This window comes from Glycomyces terrestris (genome assembly GCF_003933745.1).
Lineage (GTDB): Bacteria > Actinomycetota > Actinomycetes > Mycobacteriales > Micromonosporaceae > Glycomyces > Glycomyces terrestris.
The window spans coordinates 401,228-426,044 of record NZ_RSEB01000004.1; the positions used below are offsets into that span (position 1 = coordinate 401,228).

22 protein-coding genes are annotated in these 24,817 nt (G+C 74.5%); 10 read left to right on the plus strand and 12 right to left on the minus strand.

Annotated features, from left to right (window positions below; all coding sequences use genetic code 11):
- Positions 1–15 precede the first annotated feature (15 nt).
- The 12 genes from EIW28_RS15960 to EIW28_RS16015 form a co-directional block, all read right to left on the minus strand.
- Positions 16–474, minus strand: coding sequence for an SUKH-4 family immunity protein (locus EIW28_RS15960; protein ID WP_125248696.1), 459 nt, complete (start codon positions 472–474; stop codon positions 16–18).
- Positions 471–1,223, minus strand: coding sequence for a maleylpyruvate isomerase family mycothiol-dependent enzyme (locus EIW28_RS15965; RefSeq protein WP_125248697.1), 753 nt, complete (start codon positions 1,221–1,223; stop codon positions 471–473). The genes EIW28_RS15960 and EIW28_RS15965 overlap by 4 nt, the downstream gene beginning before the upstream one ends.
- A gap of 37 nt (positions 1,224–1,260) precedes the next feature.
- The gene (locus tag EIW28_RS15970) at positions 1,261–1,623 is read right to left on the minus strand and encodes an effector-associated constant component EACC1 (RefSeq protein ID WP_125248698.1); all 363 of its coding nucleotides are present in this window, start codon (positions 1,621–1,623) and stop codon (positions 1,261–1,263) included.
- Positions 1,624–1,671: 48 nt separating this feature from the next.
- Positions 1,672–3,339 (minus strand): allophanate hydrolase, encoded by a 1,668-nt coding sequence (gene atzF / locus EIW28_RS15975; protein WP_125248699.1) that lies wholly within the window; start codon positions 3,337–3,339, stop codon positions 1,672–1,674.
- 28 nt (positions 3,340–3,367) lie between these two features.
- On the minus strand, positions 3,368–6,934 hold the full coding sequence (gene uca, locus EIW28_RS15980; protein WP_125248700.1) for an urea carboxylase: 3,567 nt from the start codon (positions 6,932–6,934) through the stop codon (positions 3,368–3,370).
- A gap of 34 nt (positions 6,935–6,968) precedes the next feature.
- The gene (locus EIW28_RS15985) at positions 6,969–7,679 is read right to left on the minus strand and encodes a GntR family transcriptional regulator (RefSeq protein ID WP_125248701.1); all 711 of its coding nucleotides are present in this window, start codon (positions 7,677–7,679) and stop codon (positions 6,969–6,971) included.
- 145 nt (positions 7,680–7,824) lie between these two features.
- A complete protein-coding gene (urtE, locus tag EIW28_RS15990) occupies positions 7,825–8,517 on the minus strand; it encodes an urea ABC transporter ATP-binding subunit UrtE (protein WP_125248702.1) in 693 nt (230 codons plus the stop codon).
- Positions 8,501–9,256, minus strand: a complete 756-nt coding sequence (urtD, locus tag EIW28_RS15995) for an urea ABC transporter ATP-binding protein UrtD (RefSeq protein WP_125248703.1) — start codon at positions 9,254–9,256, stop codon at positions 8,501–8,503. Before urtD ends, urtE begins: the two co-directional genes overlap by 17 nt.
- A complete protein-coding gene (urtC, locus tag EIW28_RS16000) occupies positions 9,253–10,332 on the minus strand; it encodes an urea ABC transporter permease subunit UrtC (protein WP_125249045.1) in 1,080 nt (359 codons plus the stop codon). Before urtC ends, urtD begins: the two co-directional genes overlap by 4 nt.
- 44 nt (positions 10,333–10,376) lie before the next feature.
- Positions 10,377–11,261: an urea ABC transporter permease subunit UrtB gene (urtB, locus tag EIW28_RS16005; protein WP_125248704.1), complete on the minus strand. Its 885-nt coding sequence runs from the start codon at positions 11,259–11,261 to the stop codon at positions 10,377–10,379.
- A 61-nt stretch (positions 11,262–11,322) separates the two neighbouring features.
- Positions 11,323–12,594 carry an urea ABC transporter substrate-binding protein gene (urtA, locus tag EIW28_RS16010; RefSeq protein ID WP_125248705.1) on the minus strand — a complete coding sequence of 424 codons (1,272 nt, stop codon included), beginning with the start codon at positions 12,592–12,594 and terminating at the stop codon, positions 11,323–11,325.
- A gap of 704 nt (positions 12,595–13,298) precedes the next feature.
- On the minus strand, positions 13,299–15,980 hold the full coding sequence (locus EIW28_RS16015) for an ATP-binding protein (protein ID WP_158630425.1): 2,682 nt from the start codon (positions 15,978–15,980) through the stop codon (positions 13,299–13,301).
- A gap of 325 nt (positions 15,981–16,305) precedes the next feature.
- Here EIW28_RS16015 and EIW28_RS16020 point away from each other — a divergent pair, with 325 nt between their 5' ends.
- The 10 genes from EIW28_RS16020 (at position 16,306) to EIW28_RS16065 (ending at position 24,757) form a co-directional block, all read left to right on the plus strand.
- Entirely contained in the window at positions 16,306–17,277 is a 972-nt protein-coding gene (locus tag EIW28_RS16020; protein WP_125248707.1) for an ABC transporter ATP-binding protein, read from the plus strand.
- The gene (locus EIW28_RS16025) at positions 17,274–18,053 is read left to right on the plus strand and encodes an ABC transporter permease (protein WP_125248708.1); all 780 of its coding nucleotides are present in this window, start codon (positions 17,274–17,276) and stop codon (positions 18,051–18,053) included. Before EIW28_RS16020 ends, EIW28_RS16025 begins: the two co-directional genes overlap by 4 nt.
- The gene (locus EIW28_RS16030; RefSeq protein ID WP_125248709.1) at positions 18,050–18,841 is read left to right on the plus strand and encodes an ABC transporter permease; all 792 of its coding nucleotides are present in this window, start codon (positions 18,050–18,052) and stop codon (positions 18,839–18,841) included. The genes EIW28_RS16025 and EIW28_RS16030 overlap by 4 nt, the downstream gene beginning before the upstream one ends.
- Before the next feature lie 43 nt (positions 18,842–18,884).
- On the plus strand, positions 18,885–19,451 hold the full coding sequence (locus tag EIW28_RS16035) for an ABATE domain-containing protein (RefSeq protein ID WP_197717306.1): 567 nt from the start codon (positions 18,885–18,887) through the stop codon (positions 19,449–19,451).
- Positions 19,452–19,641: 190 nt separating this feature from the next.
- On the plus strand, positions 19,642–20,085 hold the full coding sequence (locus tag EIW28_RS16040) for a VOC family protein (protein WP_125248710.1): 444 nt from the start codon (positions 19,642–19,644) through the stop codon (positions 20,083–20,085).
- A gap of 22 nt (positions 20,086–20,107) precedes the next feature.
- Positions 20,108–20,998, plus strand: a complete 891-nt coding sequence (locus EIW28_RS16045) for a pyridoxamine 5'-phosphate oxidase family protein (protein ID WP_125248711.1) — start codon at positions 20,108–20,110, stop codon at positions 20,996–20,998.
- Positions 20,999–21,010: 12 nt separating this feature from the next.
- Entirely contained in the window at positions 21,011–21,196 is a 186-nt protein-coding gene (locus tag EIW28_RS16050; protein ID WP_125248712.1) for a ferredoxin, read from the plus strand.
- 23 nt (positions 21,197–21,219) lie between these two features.
- Positions 21,220–21,666 (plus strand): nuclear transport factor 2 family protein, encoded by a 447-nt coding sequence (locus EIW28_RS16055; protein ID WP_125248713.1) that lies wholly within the window; start codon positions 21,220–21,222, stop codon positions 21,664–21,666.
- A 121-nt stretch (positions 21,667–21,787) separates the two neighbouring features.
- Positions 21,788–22,981, plus strand: coding sequence for an MFS transporter (locus EIW28_RS16060; protein WP_125248714.1), 1,194 nt, complete (start codon positions 21,788–21,790; stop codon positions 22,979–22,981).
- 147 nt (positions 22,982–23,128) lie between these two features.
- Entirely contained in the window at positions 23,129–24,757 is a 1,629-nt protein-coding gene (locus EIW28_RS16065; RefSeq protein WP_125248715.1) for an SLC13 family permease, read from the plus strand.
- The last annotated feature ends 60 nt before the right edge of the window (positions 24,758–24,817 follow it).

Here is a 24,817-nt window from a genome sequence, read left to right on the forward strand (position 1 = left end):
GTGGAGCGGGGGCCGCTAGGGGATGCGGTAGCCGAGCTCCTCGGCGGCGATGGACCAGAACGCGTTCTCGTCCGCGACGGCGGCCGGGTCGGCGGCGGCGAGGCGGGCGAGGACGACCTCGGTGAACGCGTCGCCGCGGTCCTCCTCCTCATCGTCGTCAACGTCATCGTCGGCGGCGATGGCTTCAGCTGCGGCTTCGAGTCGGTCGGCTTCGGCCGAGGCCGCGGCGTACACCTGGGAGCAGGCGGTGAACGCGGCGGCGCTCGCGTTCACCAGGACCGGCTCCTCGCCCAGGAGGTACACGCCGCCGCCGTCGCGGTCGACGCCGATCTCACTCAGGCCCGGGTCGATCGCGACGACGGCGAACACGCGGCCGCCCTCGCGGCGGTCGCGGAACGGCGGGGACTGCCACTCGCCGGGGTAGGGGGTCGCGGCGCGGCCGGCCAGGGCGGCCGCGATCTGCTCGTCGGTCACTGGGCGAACCGTTCGGCGAGGTCGTACAGGTCGTTCGCGGCGGCGCGGTCGCCGGTGACGGCGAGCGCGTCGGCGGGCAGGCGCCGCCACAGCCACAGCAGGACCTCGCCGGGCGTGCCGGCGACCGTCGCGGCCGATCCCGCGGCGACGTCGTCGGCGATGTCGATCCCGGCGACGCTCACGATCACCGTCCACGCGCGGTCGCCGGCGTCGAGCCCGACCTGGAGGCCGAGGTTCGCCTGGATGTCGTCGAGCGTCCAGTCCCGGTAGGCCTTCGAACCCCACGAGAGCATGACCGTGAGCATCTCCTCGATCCCGTCGAGGGCGAGCGCGGCGTCCACCGCGCCCACGGGCCGCCCGGCGGCGAGCTCGGCGTCGACGCGGTGCACCGCGGTCTCGTGGGCCATGCGCCGGATCCAGAACCCGACGGTCTGGTCGGGCCCGTACCAGGTGTGCGCCAGGCTCTCGGGCCCGCGGTCGTCGAACTCGGCGAGGAGGTCGGCCAGCGCGGCGTCGAACCGCTCGGCGGCGGGCCCGGTGCGCTTGATCCGGTCGGCCCCGGCGGGTTCGCGCAGGAGACGCATCGACTGGAGCTTGTGGTCGTAGACGCCGGTGAGGTGGTCGATGAGGTCGGTCGCGGTCCACTCGGGGCAGGTGGGCGCCACGGCGTCGGGCTCGGCCGCGAGTGCGGCGGCGCGGAACCGGGCGGCCTCGGCGGTCAGGTGGGCGCGGAGTTCGGGGAAGTCCATGCGCGCATCCTCGCACCCGCGTACGACAGAGCCGGGGTCACTCCTCGCGGTCGGAGAGGGCGTCGAGGAGTTCGCGGGCGTACGCGTCGGCGCGCTTGGCGCGCACGGTCTCGACCTCGACTTCGACGTCGCCGCGTCTGACGCGGATGCGGGTGGGCCGGATGCGGGCGCCGAGCCACACCCCGATGGTGGTCGTGGCGGCGGTCAGGAGCGCGTCGTTGGCGACGACGGCGTGGATGGTGTCGGTGAGGTCGCCGAGGGTCTCGCCCGATCCGGCGCCGTCGGCGGTCGAGAGGGTGATCCCGGCCCGGTTGAGGTCGGGGTCGCGGCGGAGCATGGCGAGCAGGTCGGGGGTCTCGCCCGTCTCGGCGGTGATGGAGAGCAGGTCGGCGTCGGTCACGGCCGCGGTCCTTTCGGGGAGGTGGGCGCGGACCGATGGTAGTACGGCTCAGCCGCTCCGGTGGGCCCGCCAGCCGCCGGCGCCGGTGATGTCCGGTCCGGCGGGCGCGGCGGCGACGAAGCCGGTGGCCCAGGCGCCGTCGGCGAGTTCGACCTTGCCGAGGCTCATGGGGGCGGGGAGGGCGGCGAGGAAGGCGCCGAGGGCGGCGGGGCTGAGGAGCCAGCGCTCGCCGGGGAGGCTCGCGCCGTCGCCGGTGCGGACGACGAGGGGTTTCGGCGGCGCGGTGGGCAGTTCGTACATGCGGTAGGCGGGTGCGGTGGCGACCTCGCCGGCGTAGCGGGCGCCGAGGTCGGTGAGCTGGTGGTTGAGGGGCATGCCGGTGAGGTGGGCGCCGAAGACGACGAGGTCGGCCGCGGGGGCGACGAGGGGGGCGGGGACGGCGGCGGCGCGGGCGGCGAGGTCGAGCGCGACCTGGTCGTGGAAGGCGGGGACGATGACGCTGGTGCCGAAGCCCTTGGTGCCGGCGGTTCCGGAGGGGACGGCGACGGCGGCCATGTCGAGGAGGTTCACGAAGTTCGTGTAGGTGCCCATGGCCGCGTTGACGGCGATGGGGTCGGCCTGGACCTCGGCGATCGTGGGGTGGAGGGGCGCGGTGGGGAGCAGGAGCGCGTCGAAGCCGGTGAGGATCGCGGCGGCCTGGAGGCGGGCGGCGCGCAGGCGCTGCTGGTCGGCGACGAGGTCGGCGCCGCTGAACTTGGCGGCGCCCCTGACGATCTCGGCGACCGTGGGGTCGGCGTCGGCGGGCCAGGCGTCGATGTGGGCGCCGAACGCGGCGGCGCGTTCGGCCAGGAGCGCGCCTTCGTAGAGCAGGAGCGCGGCGTCCAGGAGCGGCTGCACGTCGATGGGGACGAGGTCGACGCCGGCGGCCGCGAAGGAGGCGAGGGCGGCGTCCCACAGGGGGCGGAGCTCGGGGTCGAGGGCGGTCAGGTTCGCGTCCAGGGGGATCGCGGCGCGCGCCGCGGCCGGGGCGGCGAGGGGCGCGTCGGCGGGCCAGGCGCGGGAGGCGGGGTCGAGGGCGCTGGGGCCGGTCATGATGCGGATCGCCTCGGCGGCGAGGGCGAGGTCGGGGGCGAAGACGGTGAGGCAGTCGTAGGAGGGGCAGGCGGGGACGACGCCGTCGACGGGGACGAGGCCGAGGCTGGCCTTGACGCCGACGATGCCGTTGAGGGCGGCGGGGACGCGGCCCGAGCCGGCGGTGTCGGTGCCGAGGGCGAAGTCCGCGATGCCGAGGGCGACCGCGACCGCCGAGCCCGAGGAGGAGCCGCCGGAGATCCGCTCGGGGTCGGCGGCGGCCCGGACGGGCCCGTACGGGGAGCGGGTGCCGACCAGGCCGGTGGCGAACTGGTCGAGGTTGGTCTTGCCGAGGCAGACCGCGCCGGCCGCGCGCAGCCGCGCGACGGCGGTGGCGTCCCGGTCGGGCGTGTACGCGAAGGACGGGCAGGCCGCGGTCGTGGGCAGGCCCGCGACGTCCACGTTGTCCTTGGCCGCGAAGACCGTCCCGGCGAGCGGGAGGTCCTCCCCCGCGTCGGCGCGAGCCTGGACGCGGGCGGCCTCGGCCAGGGCGTCGGCCTTGTCGCGCAAGGTGATCCAGACCTCGGGCCGGTCGGCCTCGGCGATGCGGGCGTAGGCGGCCTCGACGCGTGCTGCGGTGTTCACTCAGTCCCCTGTCTACTTCGTTCGGTGCCTAGCGGACGACCAGCAGCGGCGCGCCCGGCGCGGCCTGGTCGCCCGGACGCGCGAGCACGCGCGTCACCGTGCCGGACGCGGTGCACGCCACGGGCATCTCCAGTTTCATCGCTTCGAGGACCACGACGGTGTCCCCGGCGGCGACGGTGTCGCCCTCGGCGACGTTCACGCGCCACACGCTGGCGGCCATCGGGGCCTCGACGAGGGTCTCGCCGGGGGCGAGTTCGATCGCGTTCCCCTGGTGCGGGGCGGGCTCGGTGTGGTCGCGGTCGAACTCGCCGGCGTCGGCCCAGCGGCGCCGCTCGGCTTCGAACGCGGCGGCCTGGCGGGTGCGGAACGCGTCGATCGCGTCGGCGTTGTCGGCGAGGAGGCGCCGGTAGTCGGCGTAGGCGAAGACGCCGTCGCGGATGTCGATCTCGGCGCGGCCGGCGGCGAGGTCGCGGCGGGTCTCGGCGAGCTCCTCCTCGGAGACGCGCTCGAAGACGACGCGGTCGAAGAAGCGCAGCAGCCACGGCAGGCCGTCCTTGAAGGACGCGAGGTCGCGCAGGCCGGCCCAGATGGGGGCGGTGCGGCCGACGAGCTGGTAGCCGCCCGGGGAGTCCATGCCGTAGATGCACATGTAGGAGCCGCCGATGCCGACGGTGCCTTCGGCGGTCCAGGTGCGGGCCGGGTTGTACTTGGTGGTGACGAGCCGGTGGCGGGGGTCGACGGGGACGGCGGCGGGCGCGCCGAGGTACACGTCCCCGAGGCCGAGGACGAGCCATTCGGCGGCGGTGGCGATCGCGGCGACGTCCTCGACCGAGTCGAGGCCGTTGATGCGGCGGATGAACTCGATGTTCGAGGGGTTGAACAGGGCGTCGTCGCGGACGTTGGTGGTGTAGCGGGCGATGGCCTCGTCGACGACGGAGTCGTTCCAGGAGATCGGCATCCGCACCTCGCGGGAGGGCACGACCATGTCGCCGGTGTCGGGCAGGTCGGCCTCGAGCTCGGTGAGGAGCCCGGTGAGGGTGCGGATGGGGAGGACGTCGGGGTCGACGTGGAGGTGGAGGGAGCGCACCCCGGGCGTGGTGTCGATGAGCCCGGCGGGGTTCGCGGCGGCGAGGGCGTCCATGAGGGCGCCGACGCGCATGCGCAGCGCCAGGTCGAGGTGCATGGGCCCGTATTCGAGGAGGACCGCGTCGTCGCCGGCGCGCCGGTAGGCGACGGCGGGCCGGTCGTCGCCGGCCTCGATCTCGGCGAGGGTGGCCTCGTCGCGGGCGGCGTTCACGAGCGGGACGGGGGCGGCGACGGGCGTGGCCCGGAGGCGGTCGGCCTCCTCCTCGGCGACGGGCAGGAACCGCACGGTGTCGCCGGGGCGCAGCTGGCCGAGCTTCCACCGGTCCGAGGTGGTCACGGTGAACGGGCACGCGAAGCCGCCGAGGCTGGGGCCGTCGGGGCCGAGGAGCGCGGGCGTGTCGCCGGTGAAGTTGACGGTGCCGACCGAGTACGGGTTGTCGTGCAGGTTGGAGGGGTGGAGTCCGGCCTCGCCGCCGTCGGTGCGGGCCCACTGGGGGCGGGGGCCGTCGAGGCGGACGCCGGAGCGCCCGGCGTGGACCTGCACGGACCAGTCGGCGTCGTAGATCCGCTCCATGTCCGCGAATGTGAAGTAGTGCGGGGCCGGCTGCGGGCCGGGGGTGACCGCGAGGGTCCACTCGTGGCCGAACGCGGGCCGGTCCTCGACCGGCACCGGCGCGGCGGGGCCGGGCGCGTGGACGGGGACGAGGCGGTCGCCGGCGCGGAGCTGGTCGCCGGTGTAGCCGCCGATGCGCCCGGGCGGGAACGTCGAGGCGGAGCCGAGGAACGTCGGGACGTCGAGGCCGCCTTGGAAGAGCACGTAGGTGCGGGCCCCGGCGTCGGCGATCTGGCCGACCGCGAGCTCGCCGCCCGCGGGCACCTCGACGGGGACCCACTGGTCGACGGGGGCGCCGTCGAGGGTGACGGGCGCGGGTGCGCCGGTGACGCACACGGTGACGGGCACGCCGAAGCGCAGGGTGGGGCCGCTGATCGTGCACTCGAGGCCGGGGACGCCCTCGTCGTTGCCGAGGGCGCGGTTGCCGAGGCGGAACGACAGGTCGTCCATCGGCCCCGACGGCGGCACCCCGACCTGCCAGTACCCGACGCGGCCCGGGAAGTCCTGCACGGTGGTGAGGACGCCGGCGCTGAGGACGTCGATGCGCGGGGAGGCGTCCGCGATCGTGGCGACCGTGGCGGTGTCGTGCTCGACGGCGAGGACGCGGGGGTCGGCGGCGGCGGCGCGCAGCTGCCCGAGGTTGGTGTGGACGCCTTCGATCCTGGTGTCGGCCAAGGCGTCCGCGAGGGCGGCCCAGGCGTCGGCGCGGGTGGCGCCGGTGGTGACGATCTTGGCGAGCATCGGATCGTACATGGCGGGGACTTCGAGGCCGCGTTCGATCCACGTGTCGACGCGCGCGGCCTCGGGGAGGTCGACGCAGGTGAGGAGGCCGGCGCTGGGGAGGTGGTCGCGGGCGGGGTCCTCGGCGTAGACGCGGGCCTCGACGGCGGCGCCGGCGACGGCGGGCCCGGTGTCGGGGAGGCCGTCGAGGAACGCGGTGTCGCCGGCGGCGGCGCGGATCATCCACTCCACCAGGTCGATCCCGAGGACGGCCTCGGTGACGGGGTGCTCGACCTGGAGGCGGGTGTTGAACTCCAGGAAGGACGCCTCCTCGCGGTCGGCGTCGTAGATGAACTCGACGGTGCCGGCGGAGCGGTACCGCGCCTCGCCCGCGAGGGCGCGCGCGGCGGCGTGCATCCGCTCGCGGACGGTGTCGGGGAGCCCGGGGGCGGGAGCCTCCTCGATGACCTTCTGGTGGCGGCGCTGGAGGGTGCAGTCGCGGTCGGCGAGGGACACGACGCGGCCGGCGCCGTCGCCGAAGACCTGGACTTCGACGTGCCGGGCATGCAATACATAGCGTTCGAGATATACCGAGTCGTCGCCGAAGTTGTCGGCGGCGAGGCGCTTGACGGACGCGAACACCTCGGCCAGAGCGGCCGCGTCCTCGGCGACGCGCATGCCGATGCCGCCGCCGCCCGCGGAGGCCTTCACGATGACGGGGTAGCCGATGGCGTCGGCGGCCGCGACGGCTTCGGCGGGGGTGGCGAGGGCGGCGGTGCCGGCGGCGAGGGGGACGCCGGCGAGCGTGGCGGCCTCGCGGGCGGTGACCTTGTCGCCGAACTGCTCGAGCTGCTCGGGGGTGGGGCCGATGAACACGAGCCCGGCTTCGGCGACGCGGCGCGCGAACTCGGCGTTCTCGGCGAGGAACCCGTAGCCGGGGTGGACGGCCTGGGCGCCGGTGTCCTTGGCGGCGGAGAGGATCGCGTCGACGTTCAGGTAGGACTCGGCGGGGGCGGCGGGGCCGACGCAGACGGCCTCGTCGGCTTCGCGCACGTGCAGGGACGCGGCGTCGGCCTCGGAGTAGACGGCGACGGTGGCGATCCCGAGCCGGTGGGCGGTCCGGGTGATGCGCCGGGAGATCTCCCCGCGGTTGGCGATGAGGATGCGCTCGAACATGGGTCTCGCTCTCAAGGGTCGGCGGCGGACGGGATCAGGGCCGGACGGCGTTCGCCAGGTGGGCCCAGGTGAGGGCGGCCTCGGCGCGGCCGACCACGATGGACCGGGAGGTCTCGATGTGGCGGGTGAGGATCGCGGTGGCCTCGCTGTAGCGGCCGTCGAGGGCGCCTTCGGCGATGGCGATGTGCTCGGCGATGGTCGACTCCATGCGTTCGGCCGTGAAGTAGTCGAACATGCGGGCGGGCCGGATCTTGTTGTTGACGACCTTGAGGGCCTCGGCGAGCTGCGGGTTGCCGGAGGAGGCCAGGAGCGTCAGGTGGTAGCGCTCGTCGGACTCGACGAACCCGGCGTCGGGGCCGGGCGGGGCGTCGCGGAGGCGGTACCAGCGTTCGAGTTCGGGGCCGAGGAGGTCGGGGTCGTGCGTGGTCTCGGGGTCGGCGGCGGCCCGGGACAGGCCGCGCAGTTCGAGGGTCAGGCGGACTTCGTACAGGTCGTTGAGCTGGTCGATGCGGGGCCGGTACGGGTAGAGGCCGTCCACTTCGCGCGAGACGAGGCCGTCGGCGGACAGGCGGCTGAGGGCTTCGCGCACGGGGGTGCGCGACACCCCGTAGTTGCCCGCGAGGCGCTCCTCGCCGAGGCGCTTGCCCGGCTCGTACTTGCCGGCCATGAGGTCGGCGCGCAGGGCGATGTAGACGCGCGCCGCGAGCGGCCCGCTGGTCTCCGGTAGGGGGGAGAAGGAGGTCATGGGTTTACTCCGGTTCGGGGAAGCGAGCGAAGCGGGCGGGGGGCGCGGAGCGCTCGCGGCACCGGGCGGCGGTGGGCCGCGCGCGGCCGCGCAGGGCCTCGGGCCGCTCGGGTGCCGGTGCGGTCGGCCGGCCGGTCGGTGCGGGTCATATGGCCATCGCCTCTCTGACGCTGGTCTCGGCGCCGGCGCCGGTGGCGCCTGCGGAGGCGACGCGGCCGGAGCGGAGGACGTAGTAGCGGTCGGCGGCCTGGAGGGCGAAGCCGAGGTGCTGCTCCACCAGCAGGACGGCGAGGCCGCCGCGCTTGGCGAGGTCGACGATCGTGGACTCGATCTCGGCGACCACGTTGGGCTGGATGCCCTCGGTGGGCTCGTCGAGGATGAGCAGGCGCGGCTCGGTGATGAGGGCGCGGGCGATGGCGAGCTGCTGGCGCTGGCCGCCGGAGAGGAGCCCGGCCTGGCGGGCGAGGAGGGGGCGCAGGGCCGGGAACAGGTCGAGCTGCTCGTCCACGAGGGCCCGGCCGCGCTTGCGGCCGTCGGCGACCAGGCGCAGGTTCTCCCCCGCCGTCAGGTGCGCGAAGCACTGCTGGCCCTGGGGCACGTACGCCATGCCGGCCTTGACGCGCTTGTTCGCGGCCCGGCGGGTGACGTCCTCCCCCGCGAGCTCGACGGTGCCGGACATGGCGGGGAGGAGGCCGACGACGGCGCGCAGCAGGGTGGTCTTCCCGGCGCCGTTGTGGCCCATGACGGAGACGACCTCGTCGGCGCCGACCTCGAGGTCGATGCCGTGGACGACGGCGGAGCGGCCGTAGCCGCAGGTGAGGTCACGCAGACGCAGCATCGGCCGCCTCCTTCGCGGTGCCCAGGTAGACCTCCTGGACGCGGGGGTCGTTCGAGACGTCGTCGACCGAGCCGGAGGCGAGGACCGTCCCGGCGTGGAGGACGGTGACGCGGGAGGCGAAGGCCCGCATGAAGTCCATGTCGTGCTCGACCACGGCGACGGCGCGGCCTTCGGCGATGTCGTGGAGGAGGCGGCCGGTGGTCTCGCGCTCGTCGTGGCCCATGCCGGCGATGGGCTCGTCGAGGAGGAGCACGTCGGCGTCGCCGACGAGGAGCATCCCGATCTCGAGCCACTGCTTCTGGCCGTGGGCGAGGACGCCCGCGGGGGTCTCGGCGCGGTCGGCGAGGCCGATGCGCTCCATGGTCTCCACGACGTGCGGCGGCAGGTGCCTGCGGCGGCGCAGGAGCGTCCACGGCGAGCGGCCGGCCCCGGCGGCGATGTCGAGGTTCTGGGCGACGGTGAGGTTCTCGAAGACGGCGGCGGTCTGGAAGGTGCGGCCGATGCCCCGGCGGGCGATGTGGTGGACCTTCCTGCCGCGCAGCTCCTCGCCGTCCTTGACGACCGAGCCGGTGTACTTGGCGAGGCCGGTGATCGCGTCGACGAGGGTGGTCTTCCCGGCCCCGTTGGGGCCGATGAGGAAGTGGACCTCGCCCCGGTTCAGTTCGAGGTCGACGCCGTCGACGGCCTTGAACCCGTCGAAGTCGACCGCGATGCCCTTGCAGGTGAGTGCGGCGTTCATGCTGCGGCCTCCACGGTGGTGCGCTTGGTCTGGAACCTCTTGGCGACGCCCGCGACCGAGGCGATGCCGCCGGGGAGCAGGGCGATGACGGCGATGAACAGGAGCCCCTGCGCGTACGTCCACGCCGAGGGGAACTGCTCGGAGAGGGCGGTCTGGGCCCAGGCGACCGCGAGCGCGCCGACGACGGGGCCGACGAGGCTGGCGCGGCCGCCGATGGCGACGCCGAGGATGAACATGATCGAGGGGACGATGCCGATGCTCGCCGGGGAGATGATCCCGACGATCGGCACGAAGACCGCCCCGGCGACCGAGGCGAAGAGCGCGGCGACGGCGTAGGCGACGACCTTGACGTTCGCGGCGTCGTAGCCGAGGAAGCGGACGCGCTCCTCGGCGTCGCGGACGGCGACGAGGAGCTCGCCGTAGCGGGAGCGGCGCAGTTGCAGCGCGATGGCGACGACGGCGAGGAGGACGCCGGCGGCGATGAAGTAGAGCATCTGCTGGTTGACCGGGTCGGCGAGGGTGAAGCCGAAGAAGTAGCGGAAGCGGCTGAGGCCGTTGAAGCCGCCGAGGGACTGCTGGCCGATGAGGAGGATCGCGAAGGCGCCGGCGAGCGCCTGGGAGAGGATCGCGAAGTAGGCGCCCTTGACGCGGCGTTTGAAGACCGCGAGGCCGAGCAGGATCGCGAAGGCGGTCGGGAGGACGAGGATCATCGCGATCGTGAACGCGGGCGAGGCGAACGGGGCCCAGTAGGCGGGCAGTTCGCGGATGCCGGCGAGTTCCATGAAGTCGGGGACGGCGCCGGGGCCGTTCCTGAACTCGGCGTCGGCCATCTTCAGGTGCATGGCCATGAGGTAGGCGCCCATGCCGAAGAAGACGCCCTGCCCGAGGGTGAGCATCCCGCCGCGGCCCCAGGCGAGGCCGATGCCGACGGCGACGATCGCGTAGCACAGGAACTGGGCGAGGAGGCCGAGCCGGAACCCGGTGAGGAGCAGCGGCGCGAGTCCGAACAGGACGACCGCGGCGGCGGCGAAGCCGGTCCAGGTCCCGGCGCGGGTGCTGAAGAACGTGCGGGGCATCGGCGGGCGCTCCTGTCCGGGGAGGCGGGCGGCGGGTGCGGGGCTCATGCGAGGCTCCTGGTTCGCAGCGTGAACAGGCCCTGCGGGCGCAGCTGGAGGAAGACGACGATGACGATGAAGACGCCGACCTTGGCGAGCGACGCGGTCGAGTAGGTCTCGAACACGGCCTGGAGCGCGCCGAGGGCGACCGCGGCGACGACCGCGCCCTTGATGCGGCCCAGGCCGCCCGCGACGACGACGAGGAACGCGTCGACGAGGTAGGACTGGCCGGTGGTGGGGCTGGTGGAGCCGATGAGGGTCAGGGCGACCCCGGCGACGCCGGCGAGGCCGGAGCCGATGAAGAACGTCGCGGCGTCCACGGACCGCGAGGAGATCCCGGCGGTCTCGGCGAGGTCGCGGTTGCCGACGACGGCGCGGATGCGCCGCCCGGCGGGCGTGAACCGCAGGACCAGCGCGACGGCGGTGACGGCGACGACCGCGAGGGCCATGATGAACAGGCGGGTGCGGGGGACGGTGACGCCGAGGAGGTCGACGCCGCCGCGCAGGGCCTCGGGCACCGAGACGTTCACGGCGGGCGCGCCGAAGACGTCGCGGGCGGCCTGCTGGAGGATCAGGCCGACGCCGAAGGTGACCAGGAGCGTGTCGAGGGGGCGGTGGTAGAGGCGGCGGATGAGCAGGGTCTCGAGGACCAGGCCCATCGCGCCGCCCACCAGGAACCCGGCGGGGAGGGCGATCAGGAGGGAGGCCCCGGCGTCGCCGACCGCCTGCTGGACGACGTACGCGGTGTAGCAGCCGGCCATGATGAACTCGCCGTGCGCCATGTTCACGACGCCCATCTGGCCGAACGTGAGCGAGAGTCCGAGCGCGGCCAGCAGCAGGATCGAGCCGGTGCTCAGGCCGGTGAACAGCTGCCCTACGAGGAGGTCCACGGCGTCTCCTTCCTGATCGTCATCACATCGATGCTTGCGAGGGGTACATGTGCAGGGCGGGCTACTCGGTCACCGAGAGGTCGGCGGCCCAGTCGTAGCCCTCGAGGAACGGGTCGGGCTCGATCGGGCCGTCGGACTCCCACACGGTGTAGAGGAGGCCGTCGGCGTCGATCCGGCCGATGCGGGCGGTCTTGGTGACGTGGTGGTTGTCGCCGTCGATGACGACGGTCCCTTCAGGGGAGTCGAAGGAGACGCCGTCGGCGGCGGCCTGGACGTCCTCGACCGCGAACGAGCCGGCCTTCTCGACGGTGGCGGCCCACAGGTGCACCGAGTTGTAGGCGGCCTCCATCGGGTCGGAGGTGACCCGGTCGGCGCCGTACTCGGCCTTGAACGCCTCGACGAACGCGGTGTTCGCGGGCGAGTCGACGGTCTGGTAGTAGTTCCAGGCGGCGAGCTGGCCCTCGATGTTCTCGACGCCGATGCCGCCGACCTCCTCCTCGGCGATGGAGACGCTCATGACGGGCATGTCCTCGGCGGTGAGGCCGACGTTCGCGTACTCGCGGAAGAACGCCACGTTCGAGTCGCCGTTGAGGGTGTTGAAGACCGCGTCGGCGTCGGCGGCCTTGACCTGGTTGACGATCGTGGAGAACTCGGTGGAGCCGAGGGTCACGTAGTCCTCGCCGAGGACCTCGATGCCGTGGGCCTCGGCGTAGGCGTTGATGATCGCGTTCGCGGTGCGGGGGAAGACGTAGTCGGAGCCGACGAGGTAGAGCGACTCGACGCCGGTCTCGACGAGGTAGTCGAGGGCGGGGATGATCTGCTGGTTCGTGGTGGCGCCGGTGTAGAAGATGTTCTCGGACGCCTCGAGGCCCTCGTACTGGACGGGGTAGTACAGGAGCGAGTCGTTGTCCTCGAACACCGGGAGCATCGCCTTGCGGGAGGCGGAGGTCCAGCCGCCGAAGACCGCGGCGACGCAGTCCTCGCGGATGAGCTTCTCGGCCTTCTCGGCGAACACGGTGGGCTCGGACGCGCCGTCCTCGGCGACGATCTCGATCTGCTTGCCCTGCACGCCGCCGGCGGCGTTGACCTCCGCGACGGCCAGCGCGATGGCGTCGCGGACGGTGGTCTCGGAGATGGCCATGGTGCCGGACAGGGAGTTGAGGGAGCCGACCTTGACGGTGTCCCCGGAGGTGTCCACGCAGGACTCGGTGGCGGCGGTCTCCTCGCCGGCGCGGGAGCCGCAGGCAGTGGTGGCGACGAGTCCGGCGAGTGCGGCGGTGGCGGCGAGGGCGCGGGCGAGGTCCCGGGCTTTGGGCTTGGAGCGCAGTGGCATGTGCAGTTGACCTTTCGCAGAGGAGCGTCCCGGCGCCGGCCGGCCGTCGAGGAGTGGGCCGCCGGTGATGGGGTACCGGGTCTGCTGGGTGCACCGGCGCAGGTCGCGGCGGTGTACAGGTGCGTATACAGCGTCGTATCCGCTCTGGGTACAAGCTATGGGCGCGATGTTTCGCCGCCGTTCACGTCAAGCACAGCCGCATGAACTCTCGTTGCCCGCAGGTAAAGAAGGCCGCACAACGGCGGGCGCGGCCGGAGAGGCCGGTGGCGGGGTCGTCTCGACCGCGGGCGGCCTGAGCGACTGCTCCGGCGCGCTGGTGGTCGGGACGCCCCTGACCGAGGGCCTCCTGGCCGAGGCCGCCGGCTTCCAGGAGACGGGCAGGGGCTCCGGGTACGGGCCGGGGCTGTTCGGGTTCGAGCCGTGCGGCGACGGCCGGGTCTGCCTCGGGCACGGCGGCGACGGCCTCGGCCGGGAGGCGCACTCGCTCCACTCCCCGGACGGGGAGCGGCAGGTCTCGGTGTCGTGGAACCTGGTCGACCGGCACGGGTGGGCCGACCCGGACGCGGGCGTGGACGCGCTCGTCGCGTCGGCACTGTGCGTCAGGCGTCTCGACCGGGCCGCCCCACGGTCTTCGGGCGGCGGTCCTGGGCGGCTGTTGTCGCGACCGGGCCCCGCGGCTTCGGACGGCGGGGCGGTCCGCCGCGTCAGGCGTCCTGGAGGTAGCGGGCGACGAGTTCGGTGCGGCTGGCGGTGCCGGTCTTGGCGAGCAGGCGCGACATGTGGACTTCGACGGTGCGCTGGGAGATGCCGAGGGCGGCGGCGATCTGGCGGTTGGAGCCGCCCGCGGCGGCGGCGCGCAGGACCTCGGTCTCGCGGGCGGTGAGGGCCCCGGTCAGCGGGGCGGGCGCGAGGGCGGCGAGGGCGGCCTCGGCCGCGGTGCGGCGGGGCCCGGGCCAGCGGCGCAGGAGCGCGACGGCCTCGGTCGCGTGCGCGAGGGCGGCCTCGCGGTCGCCGAGGCGGCGGGCGGCCTCGGCCGCGAGCGAGCGGGCGGTGGAGCGCTGGTAAGCCTGGCCGGCGGCCGCGGCGCCGTCGAAGAGGGCGAGGGCGCCGGCCCAGTCGCCGCGGCGGACGCGGGCCTCCATCCACATGAGGTCGGCGTACGGGCTGGAGCCGGGGGCGGGGACGGTGCCGAGGCAGTCGGTGAGGAAGCGGCGCACCGCGTCCGGTTCGGCGCCGCGGTCGAGGGCGAGGCGGGCGACCTCGATGACGCGCGGTTCGCGGAGGCGGTGGAGGTCGGGCGGGACGGCGTCGCGGTAGGCGCGGACGGCGGCGTCGAGTTCGGCGCGGTCGCCGCGGCGGGCGGCGATGGCCGCGGCCAGCCAGTGCGGGTAGGTGACGACCCAGCCCTGGTCCATGCCGGCGACGAGGTCGAGGCCCTCGCGGCACAGGCGCTCGGCCTCGTCGGGGTCGTCGCGTTCGAGCGCGAGGAGCCCGGCCTTGGCGGCGAGGACGGCCCGCTCGTGCGGGTCGGGTTCGATGCGGGCGCGGGCCGAGAGGAGGTCCCAGGCGCGGTCGAGGTCGCCGAAGCCGATGGCGGCGTCGCCGCCGACGCGGGTGATCTTGCCGCCCCAGGAGGCCATGCCGAGGTCGCCGACGGCGGCCACGGCGCGGTCGAACAGCCGCCACGCCTGCGGTTCGGGGAGGTCGGCGAGCTGGGCGGCGAGGAGGTTGTTGACGGCGCGGCCGAGTTTGCGCAGGTCGCCGTCGGCTTCGGCGTCGCGCCAGACTTGGTGGAGGGTGCGCACGGCGGCCTCGGTGTCGCCGAGGTAGTACAGGGCGGTCGCGCGGCTGATCGCGATGGAGCGGCGCTGCGTGTGGAGGCCGTGGCGCTCGAGGAGGGCGTCGGCGCGGTCGCACAGGGCGGGCAGGCCGGGGTAGTCGGCGGCGCGCACCATGGCCTGGGCGCGGCCGGTGAGGCAGCGGCCGTGCTCGGCGCTGCCGGGCGCGGCGAGCGCTTCGGCGGTCTCGAGGTGGCGCCACTGGTCGGCGATGCGGCCCTGGTGCCAGGCGGTCTCGGCGAGGCGGAGGTGGGCGAGGCAGCGCTCGCGGTCGTCCCCGACCGCCGCGAGGTGTCCGAAGTGGACGCGAGCGGCAATGTGGTCGCCGGTCAGGAGCGCGGCCTGCCCGGCGGTGGCGAGGAGTCCGGTGTGGTCGGGTGCGGCCGCGAGGGCGGTCTCGGCGGTGCGCTGGGCGGACTCGGTGTGCCAGGCGGCGAGCTGGCGGGCGGCGGTGCGGTCGGCGGCCGTGGCCGCGAGGGCCGTCTCGCCGAGGGCGGCGGCGTGGGCGGCGGTCGCGGGGTCGTCGCCGGCGGCGAGGGCGGCGTCGAGCGCGGCCCGGTGGACCGCCTCGGCCTCGGCGGGGAGCGCGGTGGCGGCGAACGCCTCGCGCATGAGGGCGTGGGGGAAGCGGAGCGCGGCCCCGTCGCGGCGGATGACGCCGGCCGCGGTGAGGCGCGGGAGGGCGCGTTCGAGGAGGTCCGCGCCGAGGACGGCGGCCGCGGTGGCGGTCGCGGTGCGTTCGCCGAGGAGCGCGAGGCCGCGGGCGAGCCGCCAGGCGTGCTCGTCCTCCCCGGCGAGGCGGGCGCGCACGAGGGAGGCGAGGCGGCCCGGGAGCGGCGCGGTGGCGGCCCCGGCGGCGGCGAGTTCCTTGACCCAGAACGGGTTCCCGCCGGTGCGGCGGTGGACGGCGCGGGCGGTCGCGGGCGGCACGGCCCCGCCGAGGAGGGTCCCGGTCTCGGCCGCGGTCAGGGGCCGCAGGTCGATCGCGGTGGCGTCGCGGGCGCCGCCGAGGCGGGCGAGCACGCGGGCGGCGGCCGCGGGGTGCCGGGCCTCCTCGGGCGGGCGGCCCGCGGCGAGCAGGAGCGCCGGGAGGTCCCAGGCGGCGGCGAGCTCGGACCAGAGCGCGAGGCTCTCGGGGTCGAGCCAGTGGAGGTCGTCGACGGCGATGAGGACGGGCCCGTCTGCGGCGAGGCGGCGCAGGGTCCGCATGGCGCCGCGCAGGAGCGCGCCGTCGGGCAGCGGCGCGGGCGCGCTGTCGGGTTCCTGGCGCAGCAGCCGCCACAGGCGCTCGTCGGTGCCGTCCGGCGGGTCGGTCTCGGCGGTCGCGGCCGCGAACCAGTCGTGCGGCGCGGCCCCGTCGGCGCGCGCGGTCCCCACGAGCAGCCGCGCCGGGCCGATCGCGGCCACGGCCTCCCGCAGCAGCCGGGTCTTGCCCATGCCGGCCTCGCCGACGACGGTGACGGCCACCGGTCCCCCGCCGGCCGCGAGCCGCTCCCACGCCGCGGTGATGCGCGCGAGGTCGGCGCCGCGGTCGATGAACGGGGACATGTGAGCAAGGCTAACGTCCGGCCGCTGTCGGACCGGTAGGGCAGGGTTGCAGCGGGGGGCCCGCAATACCGGTGGCATATCACATGTCACATGGCACCCGCTGCGAAGCGAGCACGTATGGGGGCGGGTTGGAGCGGGCCCCCAATACCGGTGGCACATCACATGTCACACGGCACTCACTGCGGAGCGGGCGCGTACGGGGCAGGGTTGCAGCGGGAGCCCGCAAAACCGGTGGCACATCACATGTCACGGCACTCACTGCGGAGCGGGCGCGTACGTGGAAACACGTATGGCGCAGCCTCCGGCCCGCGCCGATGCTGAAGACATGAGCCACATCGGAATCGACGCCCCGGCGGTGGAGGTGCGGGCCCTGGTCCGCGACTTCCGCACCAGGGGCGGGCCGCCGCGCCGCGCCCTCGACGCCTTCGACCTCACCGTCGCCCCCGGGGAGGTCCACGGCCTCCTCGGCCCGAACGGCGCCGGCAAGACCACGCTGTGCAAGATCCTCTCCACGATCCTGCTGCCGACCTCCGGGTCGGCGGCCGTGCACGGCCTCGACGTCGTCGCCGACGCCAAGCGGGTGCGCCCGCTCCTGGGCATCGTGTTCGGCGGCGAGCGCGGCCTGTACGCGCGCATGACCGCCGCGCAGAACCTCCGGTTCTGGGCCGCGCTCTACGGGCTCGGCCGCCGCGAGGGGCGCCGCCGCGCCGCCGAGCTCCTCGACCGGGTGGGCCTGGCCCCGCGCGCCGACGAGCCGGTGGAGACGTTCTCGCGCGGCATGAAGCAGCGCCTGCACCTGGCGCGGGGCCTCGTGGGCGACCCGCGGGTGCTCCTGCTCGACGAGCCGACCGTGGGCATGGACCCGGTGTCGGCGCACGAGTTCCGCGACCTCGTCGAGAGCCTGCGCGCCGAGGGCCGGGCGGTCCTGCTGACCACGCACGACATGGCCGAGGCCGAGGCGCTGTGCGACCGGGTGTCGTTCATCGACGGCGGGCGGCTGCTGCGCTGCGAGGATCCGCGGGTCCTCGGCGAGCTCCTGTCGCGCCACGAGCGGGTCCGGGCCGCGGGCGTCCCGGCGGCGCTCGCCGAGCGGATCGCGGCGCTGCCGGGGGTCGAGCGCGTCCGCGAGACCGGGCCGGGCGCGGTCCTGGTCGAGACCGACCGGGGCGGCGCGGCCCTGCCGGTGCTGCGCACGCTCGTCGAAGCGGGCGTCACGGACGTGTCGACCGCGCCGCCGACGCTCGAAGAGGTCTACCTGCACCTCATCGGCGAGCGCGGGATGGCGGTGCGGCCGTGACCGCCTCCTCCCCCGCGTTCTGGGCCGCGGCCCGCGCGCAGCTCACCGAGTTCCGGCGCGACCCGGGCACGCTGCTCACCCTCGCCACCGCGCCGTTCTTCGCGGTGATCCTCCTGTCGGTCACCGAGCACGGCGGCCGCGCCGACCTGGCGCCGTACGCGCTGCTCGCGCCTGCGGTGATGGCCTCGATCGGCATGGCGGTCATGGAGGCCGGCGAGACGATCTTCCGGGACCGCTCGACCGGGGTGCTGGAGGCGGTCCTGACGACGCCGGCGCCGCTGACGGCCGTCCTCACCGGGCGGATCGCGGCGATCACCGCGGTGAGCCTGGTCGGGATCGCCGAGTGCTGGCTCGTGGGCGCGCTCGGGTTCGGGGTCGTCGTCGCGGTCGAGCACCCGCTCGTGTTCGCGTTGACGCTCCTGGCGACCGCCGCGGGGGTCGCGGCGACCGGGATGCTCCTGGCCGCGGTCTTCGTGGTGGGGCGGAACGTGCGCAGCTTCCAGAACTCGCTGACGTTCCCGCTGTACCTGCTCGGCGGGGCGATGGTCCCGGTGGCGTTCCTGCCGGCCGGGTTCGAGGCGCTCTCGCGGCTGTTCTTCCTGTCGTGGGCGACCGACCTGCTGCGCGACAGCCTCGCGCCGGCGCCGGTGGCGCACTTCTGGCCGCGCCTGGCGGCGGTGGCCGGGCTGGCGGCGGGCATGTTCGCGGCCGCGTCCTGGATCGCGCACCGCATGGTGCGGCGGGTCCGGCGCACCGGGACGGTGGGGTTCGCGTGAACGCGATCGCGGTGCTGCGGCAGACGATGTGGTCCGGCTGGACCGACCTGCGGATCGTCTACACGCCGACGACGTGGGCGTTCGGGTGGATGGTCCGGGTGCTGTGCCAGGTCGTCTTCTACTCCACGCTCGGCTCGCTCCTGGGCGACCCCGAGCGGACCCGCTACCTGCTGGTGGGCGCGGCGGTGTTCATCGCCGCCAACGAGACGATGATGGCCTCGGCGTCCACGACCTGGGAGCGGCTGAGCGGCACGCTCGCGCTCCTCGCGGCCGCGCCGGCGGGGATGGTGACGGTGCTGGCCGCGCGCAGCTGGTTCTGGATCGCGACGGGCACGGTCTCGTCGTCGATCGCGCTGCTGGCGCTCGCGCCGGTCTTCGGGCTCGGCCTCGGCGCCGGGGAGGCGGCCGCGGCGGTGGCGCTGGTGTTCGCGACGGCGCTGACGAACTACGCCGTGGGGCTGTGCTGCGGGAGCCTGTCGCTGCGGTTCCACCGGATGCGGAACGTGTTCTCGAACCTCGTGCTGCTGACGATGACCGCGTTCGGCGGCGTGGTGGTCCCGGTGTCGTTCTGGCCGACCGGGTTCCAGTGGTTCGCGGCGGCGTTCCCGGCGGTGCACGGCCTGGAGGCGGTGCGCCTGGCGGTCGGCGGCGCCCCGGCGGCCGCGGTGCTCGCCGCGGTGGGCCTGGCGTTCGCGACCGCCGCGGGCTGGCTCGCGGTCGCGGCGGCGTCGCTGTGGTGGTTCCAGCGCGACGCGCGGCGGACCGGGTCGATCGACTTCGGCGACTAGCGCGACCGGTGTAATGCTTGGTCAGGGCTGTTACCGTTAGGAGATGCCCGCGACGCTGCTGCCCGACGAGCCCGCCCCGGTCCGGTTGATGAACACGGTCTGGGCCGGGCGGTCGGCGCTGACCGACGACTTCGACACCCTGGAGGGCTTCCGGGCGTGGGTCGCGGCGTTCGACCCCGCGGCGGCGGCCGCCGGGGACGGCGAGCGCGAGCGGTTCCGGGCCCTGCGCGACGCGCTGCGGCGGCTGGCGGCGTTCGCCACCGGCGACACGAGGCCCGCGGCGGCCTCCGCGATCGAGGAGGTCGAGGTCGCGGTGGCCGAGGTGAACCGGGCGGCGGCGCTGGCGCCGGCCTGGCCGGTGCTGGAGCTGCGCGGGGACGGGCTCGCCGCGCGGGCCGCGGGCGCGGGCGGTCCGGCCGACCGGCTCCTGGCCTCCTTCGCGGCCCAGGGGATCGCGCTGCTGACCGGGCCGGCGGCGCTGCGCGCCTGCTACGGGCCGAACTGCGTCCTCTACTTCACCAAGGACCATCCGCGCCGGGAGTGGTGCTCGGCGGGCTGCGGGAACCGCGCGCGGGCGGCGCGCCACTACGCCCGGCACCGCGGGGCCTGACACGGATCGACGCGAGCGCCGCACCTCCACGGGGGGTGCGGCGCTTTCGCGTGCGCGCCAAGGCGACCGGTTGCCGAAGAGACTGTCGTCACTCTAATGGTTGTAACCATTGCAAGCATTAGATCGATGTGCGAGGCTGATTTCTAGCGGATCAACCGTTAGACGATGCCCATCGACCCTGGAGGCTGCAATGCCGCTCAAGACCGGACACATCGGACTCAACGTCACGGAACTCGGCCGCTCGGTGGCCTTCTACCGCAAGGTCTTCGAGCTCGACCTGCTCGGCGAGCAGGCCGAGGGCGAGCACCGGTACGCGTTCCTGGGCCAGGACGGCGGCCTCGTGCTGACCCTCTGGCAGCAGAGCGAGGGCGGCTTCGACGCCGCCCGCCCCGGCCTGCACCACCTCTCGTTCGAGGCGCCCGACATCGACGCGGTGCACCGGGCCGAGGCCGTGCTCAAGGAGGCGGGCGCGGAGCTGTTCTACGAGGGCGTGGTCCCCCACGGCGAGGGCGCGTCCTCCGGCGGGCTGTTCTTCACCGACCCCGACGGCACCCGCCTGGAGATCTACGCCCCCTCGGGCGCCGACACCGCGCCCGCCCCCACGCAGGGCGCGCCCACCTGCGGGTTCTTCTAGGCCGCCCGGAAAGGAGCACGCCATGAGGCACGCAGGCGAACTCGCGGTCCAGCGCCGGGCCGGACTCGACCTGGACGGCTGGGGCTCGGCCGGCGCCGGCCCCGAGATCCCGGCGGTCGCCGCCGAGTTCCTCGCCCGCCAGCGCATGCTCGTCGTCGGCGCCGCCGACGACGCGGGCGCGGTCTGGGCCGGGGCGCTCGCCGGCCCGGCGGGCTTCGTCCGGGCCCGGGGCGACCGGGAGGTCGTCGTCGACGCCGTGCCCGAGGCGGGTCCGCTCGCGGGCGTGTTCGCGCCGGGGGCCGACCGCGACGTCGGGATGCTCGCGATCGAGCCGGCGACCCGCCGCCGCATGCGCGTCAACGGCACGGCCCGCCGCTCCGGCGGCGGGCTCGCCGTCCGCACCGAGCAGGTGTACGCCAACTGCCCCAAGTACATCCAGACGCGGACGGTGGACGCGGAGGAGCCGCCGGCCGGGCCGGTCGAGGCGAGCGGCTCGGACCGGCTCAGCGCCGCGCAGCGCGCGTGGATCGCGGCGGCGGACACGTTCTTCGTCGCCACGCGCGCCGACGGGCTCGGGGCCGACGCCTCCCACCGGGGCGGCAACCCCGGGTTCGTCGCGGTCGGGGACGACCGGACGCTGGTGTGGCCCGAGTACGCCGGCAACTCGATGTACATGACGCTCGGGAACCTCGAGCTCGACCCGCGCTGCGGCCTGCTGTTCCTTGACTGGGAGCGGGGCCGGGCGCTCCACCTGACCGGGACCGCCCGCACCGACTGGGACCCCGGCCGCGCAGCGGCCGTCCCGGGCGCGCAGCGGCTGGTCGCCTTCGCGCTCGACCGCGTCGTCGAGGTCGGCGGCGCGCTGCCGCTGCGCTGGACGTTCGAGCGCTACTCCAAGTTCAACCCCGTCTGAAAGGTGACCGCGATGCGCGTCCACGTCGACCGCTCCGTCTGCCAGGTGCTGGCCCAGTGCGTGTTCACCGCGCCCGACGTCTTCGAACTCGACGGCGACGACGCCCTCGTGTACCTCGCCGAGCCCGGCGAGGAGTTCCGCGACGACGTGGAGCAGGCCGCCCGCGCGTGCCCGCTCCAGGCCATCACCCTCGAATAGCCCGCACCGCAAGGAGGACCGCTGTGAGACCGCCGCTGCCCCCGTTCACCGCCGAGACGGCCGCCGCCAAGGTGCGGGCCGCCGAGGACGCCTGGAACACCCGCGACCCGCACCGCGTCGCGCTCGCGTACACGCCCGATTCGGTGTGGCGCAACCGGGACGAGTTCGTCACCGGCCGGGAGGCGATCACCGCCTTCCTGACCCGCAAGTGGGAGCGGGAGCTGGACTACGCGCTGCGCAAGGAGCTGTGGGCGTTCGCCGGGGACCGGATCGCCGTCCGGTTCCAGTACGAGTGGCACGACGCCGCGGGCGCGTGGTGGCGCTCGTACGGCAACGAGCTGTGGGAGTTCACGGCGGAGGGCCTGATGCGCCGCCGGGAGGCGAGCATCAACGACGTGCCGATCGCGGCGGCCGACCGCCGGATCTTCGGCCCTCGCGGCGAGGACGAGGGCCCGGTCCCGCTCCGGTAGCCCGGGGCCGGACGGGGACCGGGGCCCGCGACGGCCCCGGCCCCTCCGGCCGGTGTATGTCGCAGCTCACGCGGCCGCGGCTTGACCTTGACATAGGTGTCAAGGTTGGAGGCTTCTGGGCATGACCACCACTGTAGTCACCGAACCCGATGCGGCCCAGCGGCTTCCGATCTCGCCGCTGCTGGCCCTGACCACCGCCGCGTTCATGGCGATCCTCACCGAGGCGCTGCCGGCCGGGGTGCTGCCCGAGATGGCCGCGAGCCTGTCGGTGAGCGAGGCGGCGGCCGGGCAGACGCTCACCGTGTACGCCGTCGCCACCGGCGTCTCGGCGATCCCGGTCATGGCGGCCACGGCCGCGTGGCCGCGGCGCCGGCTCCTGCTCGCCGCGGCGCTCGTGTTCGCCGTCGCGAACCTCGTCACCGCCGTCTCGGACTCGTACGCGCTCACCATGGCGCTGCGGCTCGCCGCCGGCGTCGCCGCCGCGGTGGTGTGGGCCGAGCTCGTCGCCTACGCCCGCCGGCTCGCCCCGCCGCACCTCCAGGGGCGCGCGATCGCGCTGACCATGGCCGGCGTGCCGCTGGCGCTCTCGCTCGGCATCCCGCTGGGCACGTTCCTCGGCGACCTGCTCGGCTGGCGCCTGACGTTCGGCCTCGTCGCGGCCGTCTCCGCGCTCCTCATGGTCTGGATCCGCGCGTCCGTGCCCGAGTTCCCCGGGAGCCGCGCGGGCCGGCGCGAGCCGATCCTCGCCGCGCTGCGCCTGCCCGGGGTCGTGCCGGTCCTGTTCACCGTCGCCGCCTACGTGCTCGCCCACAACATCCTGTACACGTACGTGGCGACCTTCCTGCACCACAACGGCATGGACGCGCACCGGGACCTGGTGCTGCTGGTGTTCGGCATCGCGTCGGCGGTGAGCATCGTCGTCACCGGCGCCCTCGTGGACCGGCGGCTGCGGCTGCTCACGGTCCTCAGCGCCGCGCTGTTCCTCGCCGCCGCCGCGATGCTCACGGCCCTCGCCGACGAGCCGGGACCGCTGTTCCTCGCGGTCGTCCTGTGGGGACTGGGCTGGGGCGGGGTGCCGACGCTGCTCCAGACCGCGGTGAACGACGCGGGCGGCGACCGCGGCCAGGCGCTGCTGGTGACCACCTGGAACTCCTCGATGGCCGCGGGCGGCGCGGTCGGCGGCGCGATGCTCAGCCTCATGGGCCCCGCGTCGTTCCCGTGGGGCGTCCTCGTCCTCATGGCGCCCGTCGCCGCGGTCGTGATCGGCGCCAGGGCCCACGGCTTCCCGGCGCGCCGGCCCGGCCTCGCGGAGTGACGGCGCGGGCCCCGGCGCGCCGGGGCCCGCCCGCCGCGGCGGCCCGCAGCGATAGGCGATCCCTATACGCCGCAAAGGGTACGACTCTTGGACGTATCCCTCCGACGGGTGCGACAGTGATCACAGTCAATCCCTCAAGGAGGAGGCATGGCTTCGACAGCCGAGCACGAGGGCGCGGCGGCGCCCGCCGACGTCCCGCGCACCGATGTGGACAAGGCCCTGCTGGGCGGGTCCACCTACCGCAGTCTCTCCGAACTCGGCTCGGGCGCCGAGGAGCGGTTCGAGCGGGGCCGGCGCCTGGTCGGGTGGTTCCTCGCCCCGGCCGCGAGCCTGGTCTTCGGGTTCCTGCCGCTCGACATGCCCGGCGACCAGCAGACCCTCGCGGCGGTGCTCCTCGGCGTCGTCGTCCTGTGGATCTGCGAGCCGATCCCGATCCCGATCGGCGGGCTCGTGGGCGTCGCCGCGATCGTGGTCCTCGGGGTCGCGCCCGGAGACGAGGTGCTGGCGCCCTTCGGATCCACCACCATCTTCACCTTCATCGGCGCGTTCATCCTCGCGGCGGCGATGCTCAAGCACGGTGTGGCGCAGCGGATCGCGTACTTCGTGCTGGGCCTGCCGGGGGTCGGGCGGTCCACCTTCCGCACGGTCGTCGCGTTCGGCGCCATCACCTGCGGCCTGTCCGCGTTCATCTCGAACACCGCCACGGTCGCGATGCTCATGCCCACGGCCCTGGGCATCCTCGCCGTCATCGCGAAACTCATGCAGGCGCAGGGGGTGGTGCGGCCCGACTTCGACCCGATGCGCCTGCGCGTGGGCACCGCGCTCATGCTCATGCTCGCCTACGGCGCCAGCGTGGGCGGCCTCCTCACGCCCGTGGGAAGCCCGCCGAACCTGATCGGGCGCGGCCTCATCGAGGAGGCCACCGGGGAGCGGATCTCCTTCGGGCAGTGGATGCTCGCGGCCCTCCCGGTCTGCCTCATCATGTTCGCCGTCCTGGCCGTGGTGCTGCTCCTGGTCAACCGGCCCGAGATCCGCCGCATCGAGGGCGTCGAGGCGTTCATCCGCGAGCGCCGCGCCGAGCAGGGCCCGATGAGCCGCGCCGAGAAGAACACCGTGATCGCGTTCGCGGTCACCGTGACCCTGTGGCTCATCCCGGCCGTCGTCGGCCTCGTCTCCGGCACCGACTCGAGCGCCTACGTGGCGGTGAGCGACCGCCTCGACGAGGGCGTCGCCGCGGTCATCGGCGCCGCGCTCCTGTTCGTGCTCCCCGTGAACTGGTCCAAGCAGCAGGCGACCCTGACGTGGAAGGACGCGGCCCAGATCGACTGGGGCACGATCATCCTGTTCGGCACCGGGATCATCTTCGGCGCCATGCTCTCGGCGACCGGCCTGGCCGAGACGATCGGCACCGGCGCCTCCGACGCGCTCGGCATCACCAGCTCGTTCGCGATCACCGCGTTCGCCGTCGTCCTGGCGGTGCTCATCTCGGAGACGACGTCGAACACGGCGTCGGCGGCGGTCGTGGTGCCGATCGTCATCCCGCTCGCCGCGGCCGCCGGGGTCGACCCGCTCGTGCCGGCGCTCGCGGCGACGTTCGCGGCCTCGCTCGGGTTCATGCTGCCGGTCTCGACCCCGCAGAACGCGATCGTCTACGGCACCGGCTGCGTGCCGATGACGAAGATGATCCGCTCGGGCGTCACCTTCGACCTCATCGGCGCGGCCGTGATCATCGCGATCATGCCGCTCATGGTGTCCCTCACCGGCATCGGGAGCTGACGAACTAGCGCAAATGGGGCGCCCGACCTACAATGCCGTGAAGCGGCGTCGAAGGTGGGG

Bases quoted from the DNA above. Each gene is read 5' to 3' on its own strand.
- EIW28_RS16050 (WP_125248712.1), top strand. From the start codon at position 21,011: ATGCGCGTCCACGTCGACCGCTCCGTCTGCCAGGTGCTGGCCCAGTGC.
- EIW28_RS16020 (WP_125248707.1), top strand. From the start codon at position 16,306: ATGAGCCACATCGGAATCGACGCCCCGGCGGTGGAGGTGCGGGCCCTG.
- EIW28_RS16015 (WP_158630425.1), bottom strand. From the start codon at position 15,980: ATGTCCCCGTTCATCGACCGCGGCGCCGACCTCGCGCGCATCACCGCG.
- EIW28_RS16060 (WP_125248714.1), top strand. From the start codon at position 21,788: ATGACCACCACTGTAGTCACCGAACCCGATGCGGCCCAGCGGCTTCCG.
- urtE (WP_125248702.1), bottom strand. From the start codon at position 8,517: ATGCTGCGTCTGCGTGACCTCACCTGCGGCTACGGCCGCTCCGCCGTC.
- urtC (WP_125249045.1), bottom strand. From the start codon at position 10,332: ATGCCCCGCACGTTCTTCAGCACCCGCGCCGGGACCTGGACCGGCTTC.
- EIW28_RS16045 (WP_125248711.1), top strand. From the start codon at position 20,108: ATGAGGCACGCAGGCGAACTCGCGGTCCAGCGCCGGGCCGGACTCGAC.
- urtA (WP_125248705.1), bottom strand. From the start codon at position 12,594: ATGCCACTGCGCTCCAAGCCCAAAGCCCGGGACCTCGCCCGCGCCCTC.
- EIW28_RS16040 (WP_125248710.1), top strand. From the start codon at position 19,642: ATGCCGCTCAAGACCGGACACATCGGACTCAACGTCACGGAACTCGGC.
- EIW28_RS15965 (WP_125248697.1), bottom strand. From the start codon at position 1,223: ATGGACTTCCCCGAACTCCGCGCCCACCTGACCGCCGAGGCCGCCCGG.
- EIW28_RS16065 (WP_125248715.1), top strand. From the start codon at position 23,129: ATGGCTTCGACAGCCGAGCACGAGGGCGCGGCGGCGCCCGCCGACGTC.
- uca (WP_125248700.1), bottom strand. From the start codon at position 6,934: ATGTTCGAGCGCATCCTCATCGCCAACCGCGGGGAGATCTCCCGGCGC.
- EIW28_RS16035 (WP_197717306.1), top strand. From the start codon at position 18,885: ATGCCCGCGACGCTGCTGCCCGACGAGCCCGCCCCGGTCCGGTTGATG.
- urtD (WP_125248703.1), bottom strand. From the start codon at position 9,256: ATGAACGCCGCACTCACCTGCAAGGGCATCGCGGTCGACTTCGACGGG.
- EIW28_RS15985 (WP_125248701.1), bottom strand. From the start codon at position 7,679: ATGACCTCCTTCTCCCCCCTACCGGAGACCAGCGGGCCGCTCGCGGCG.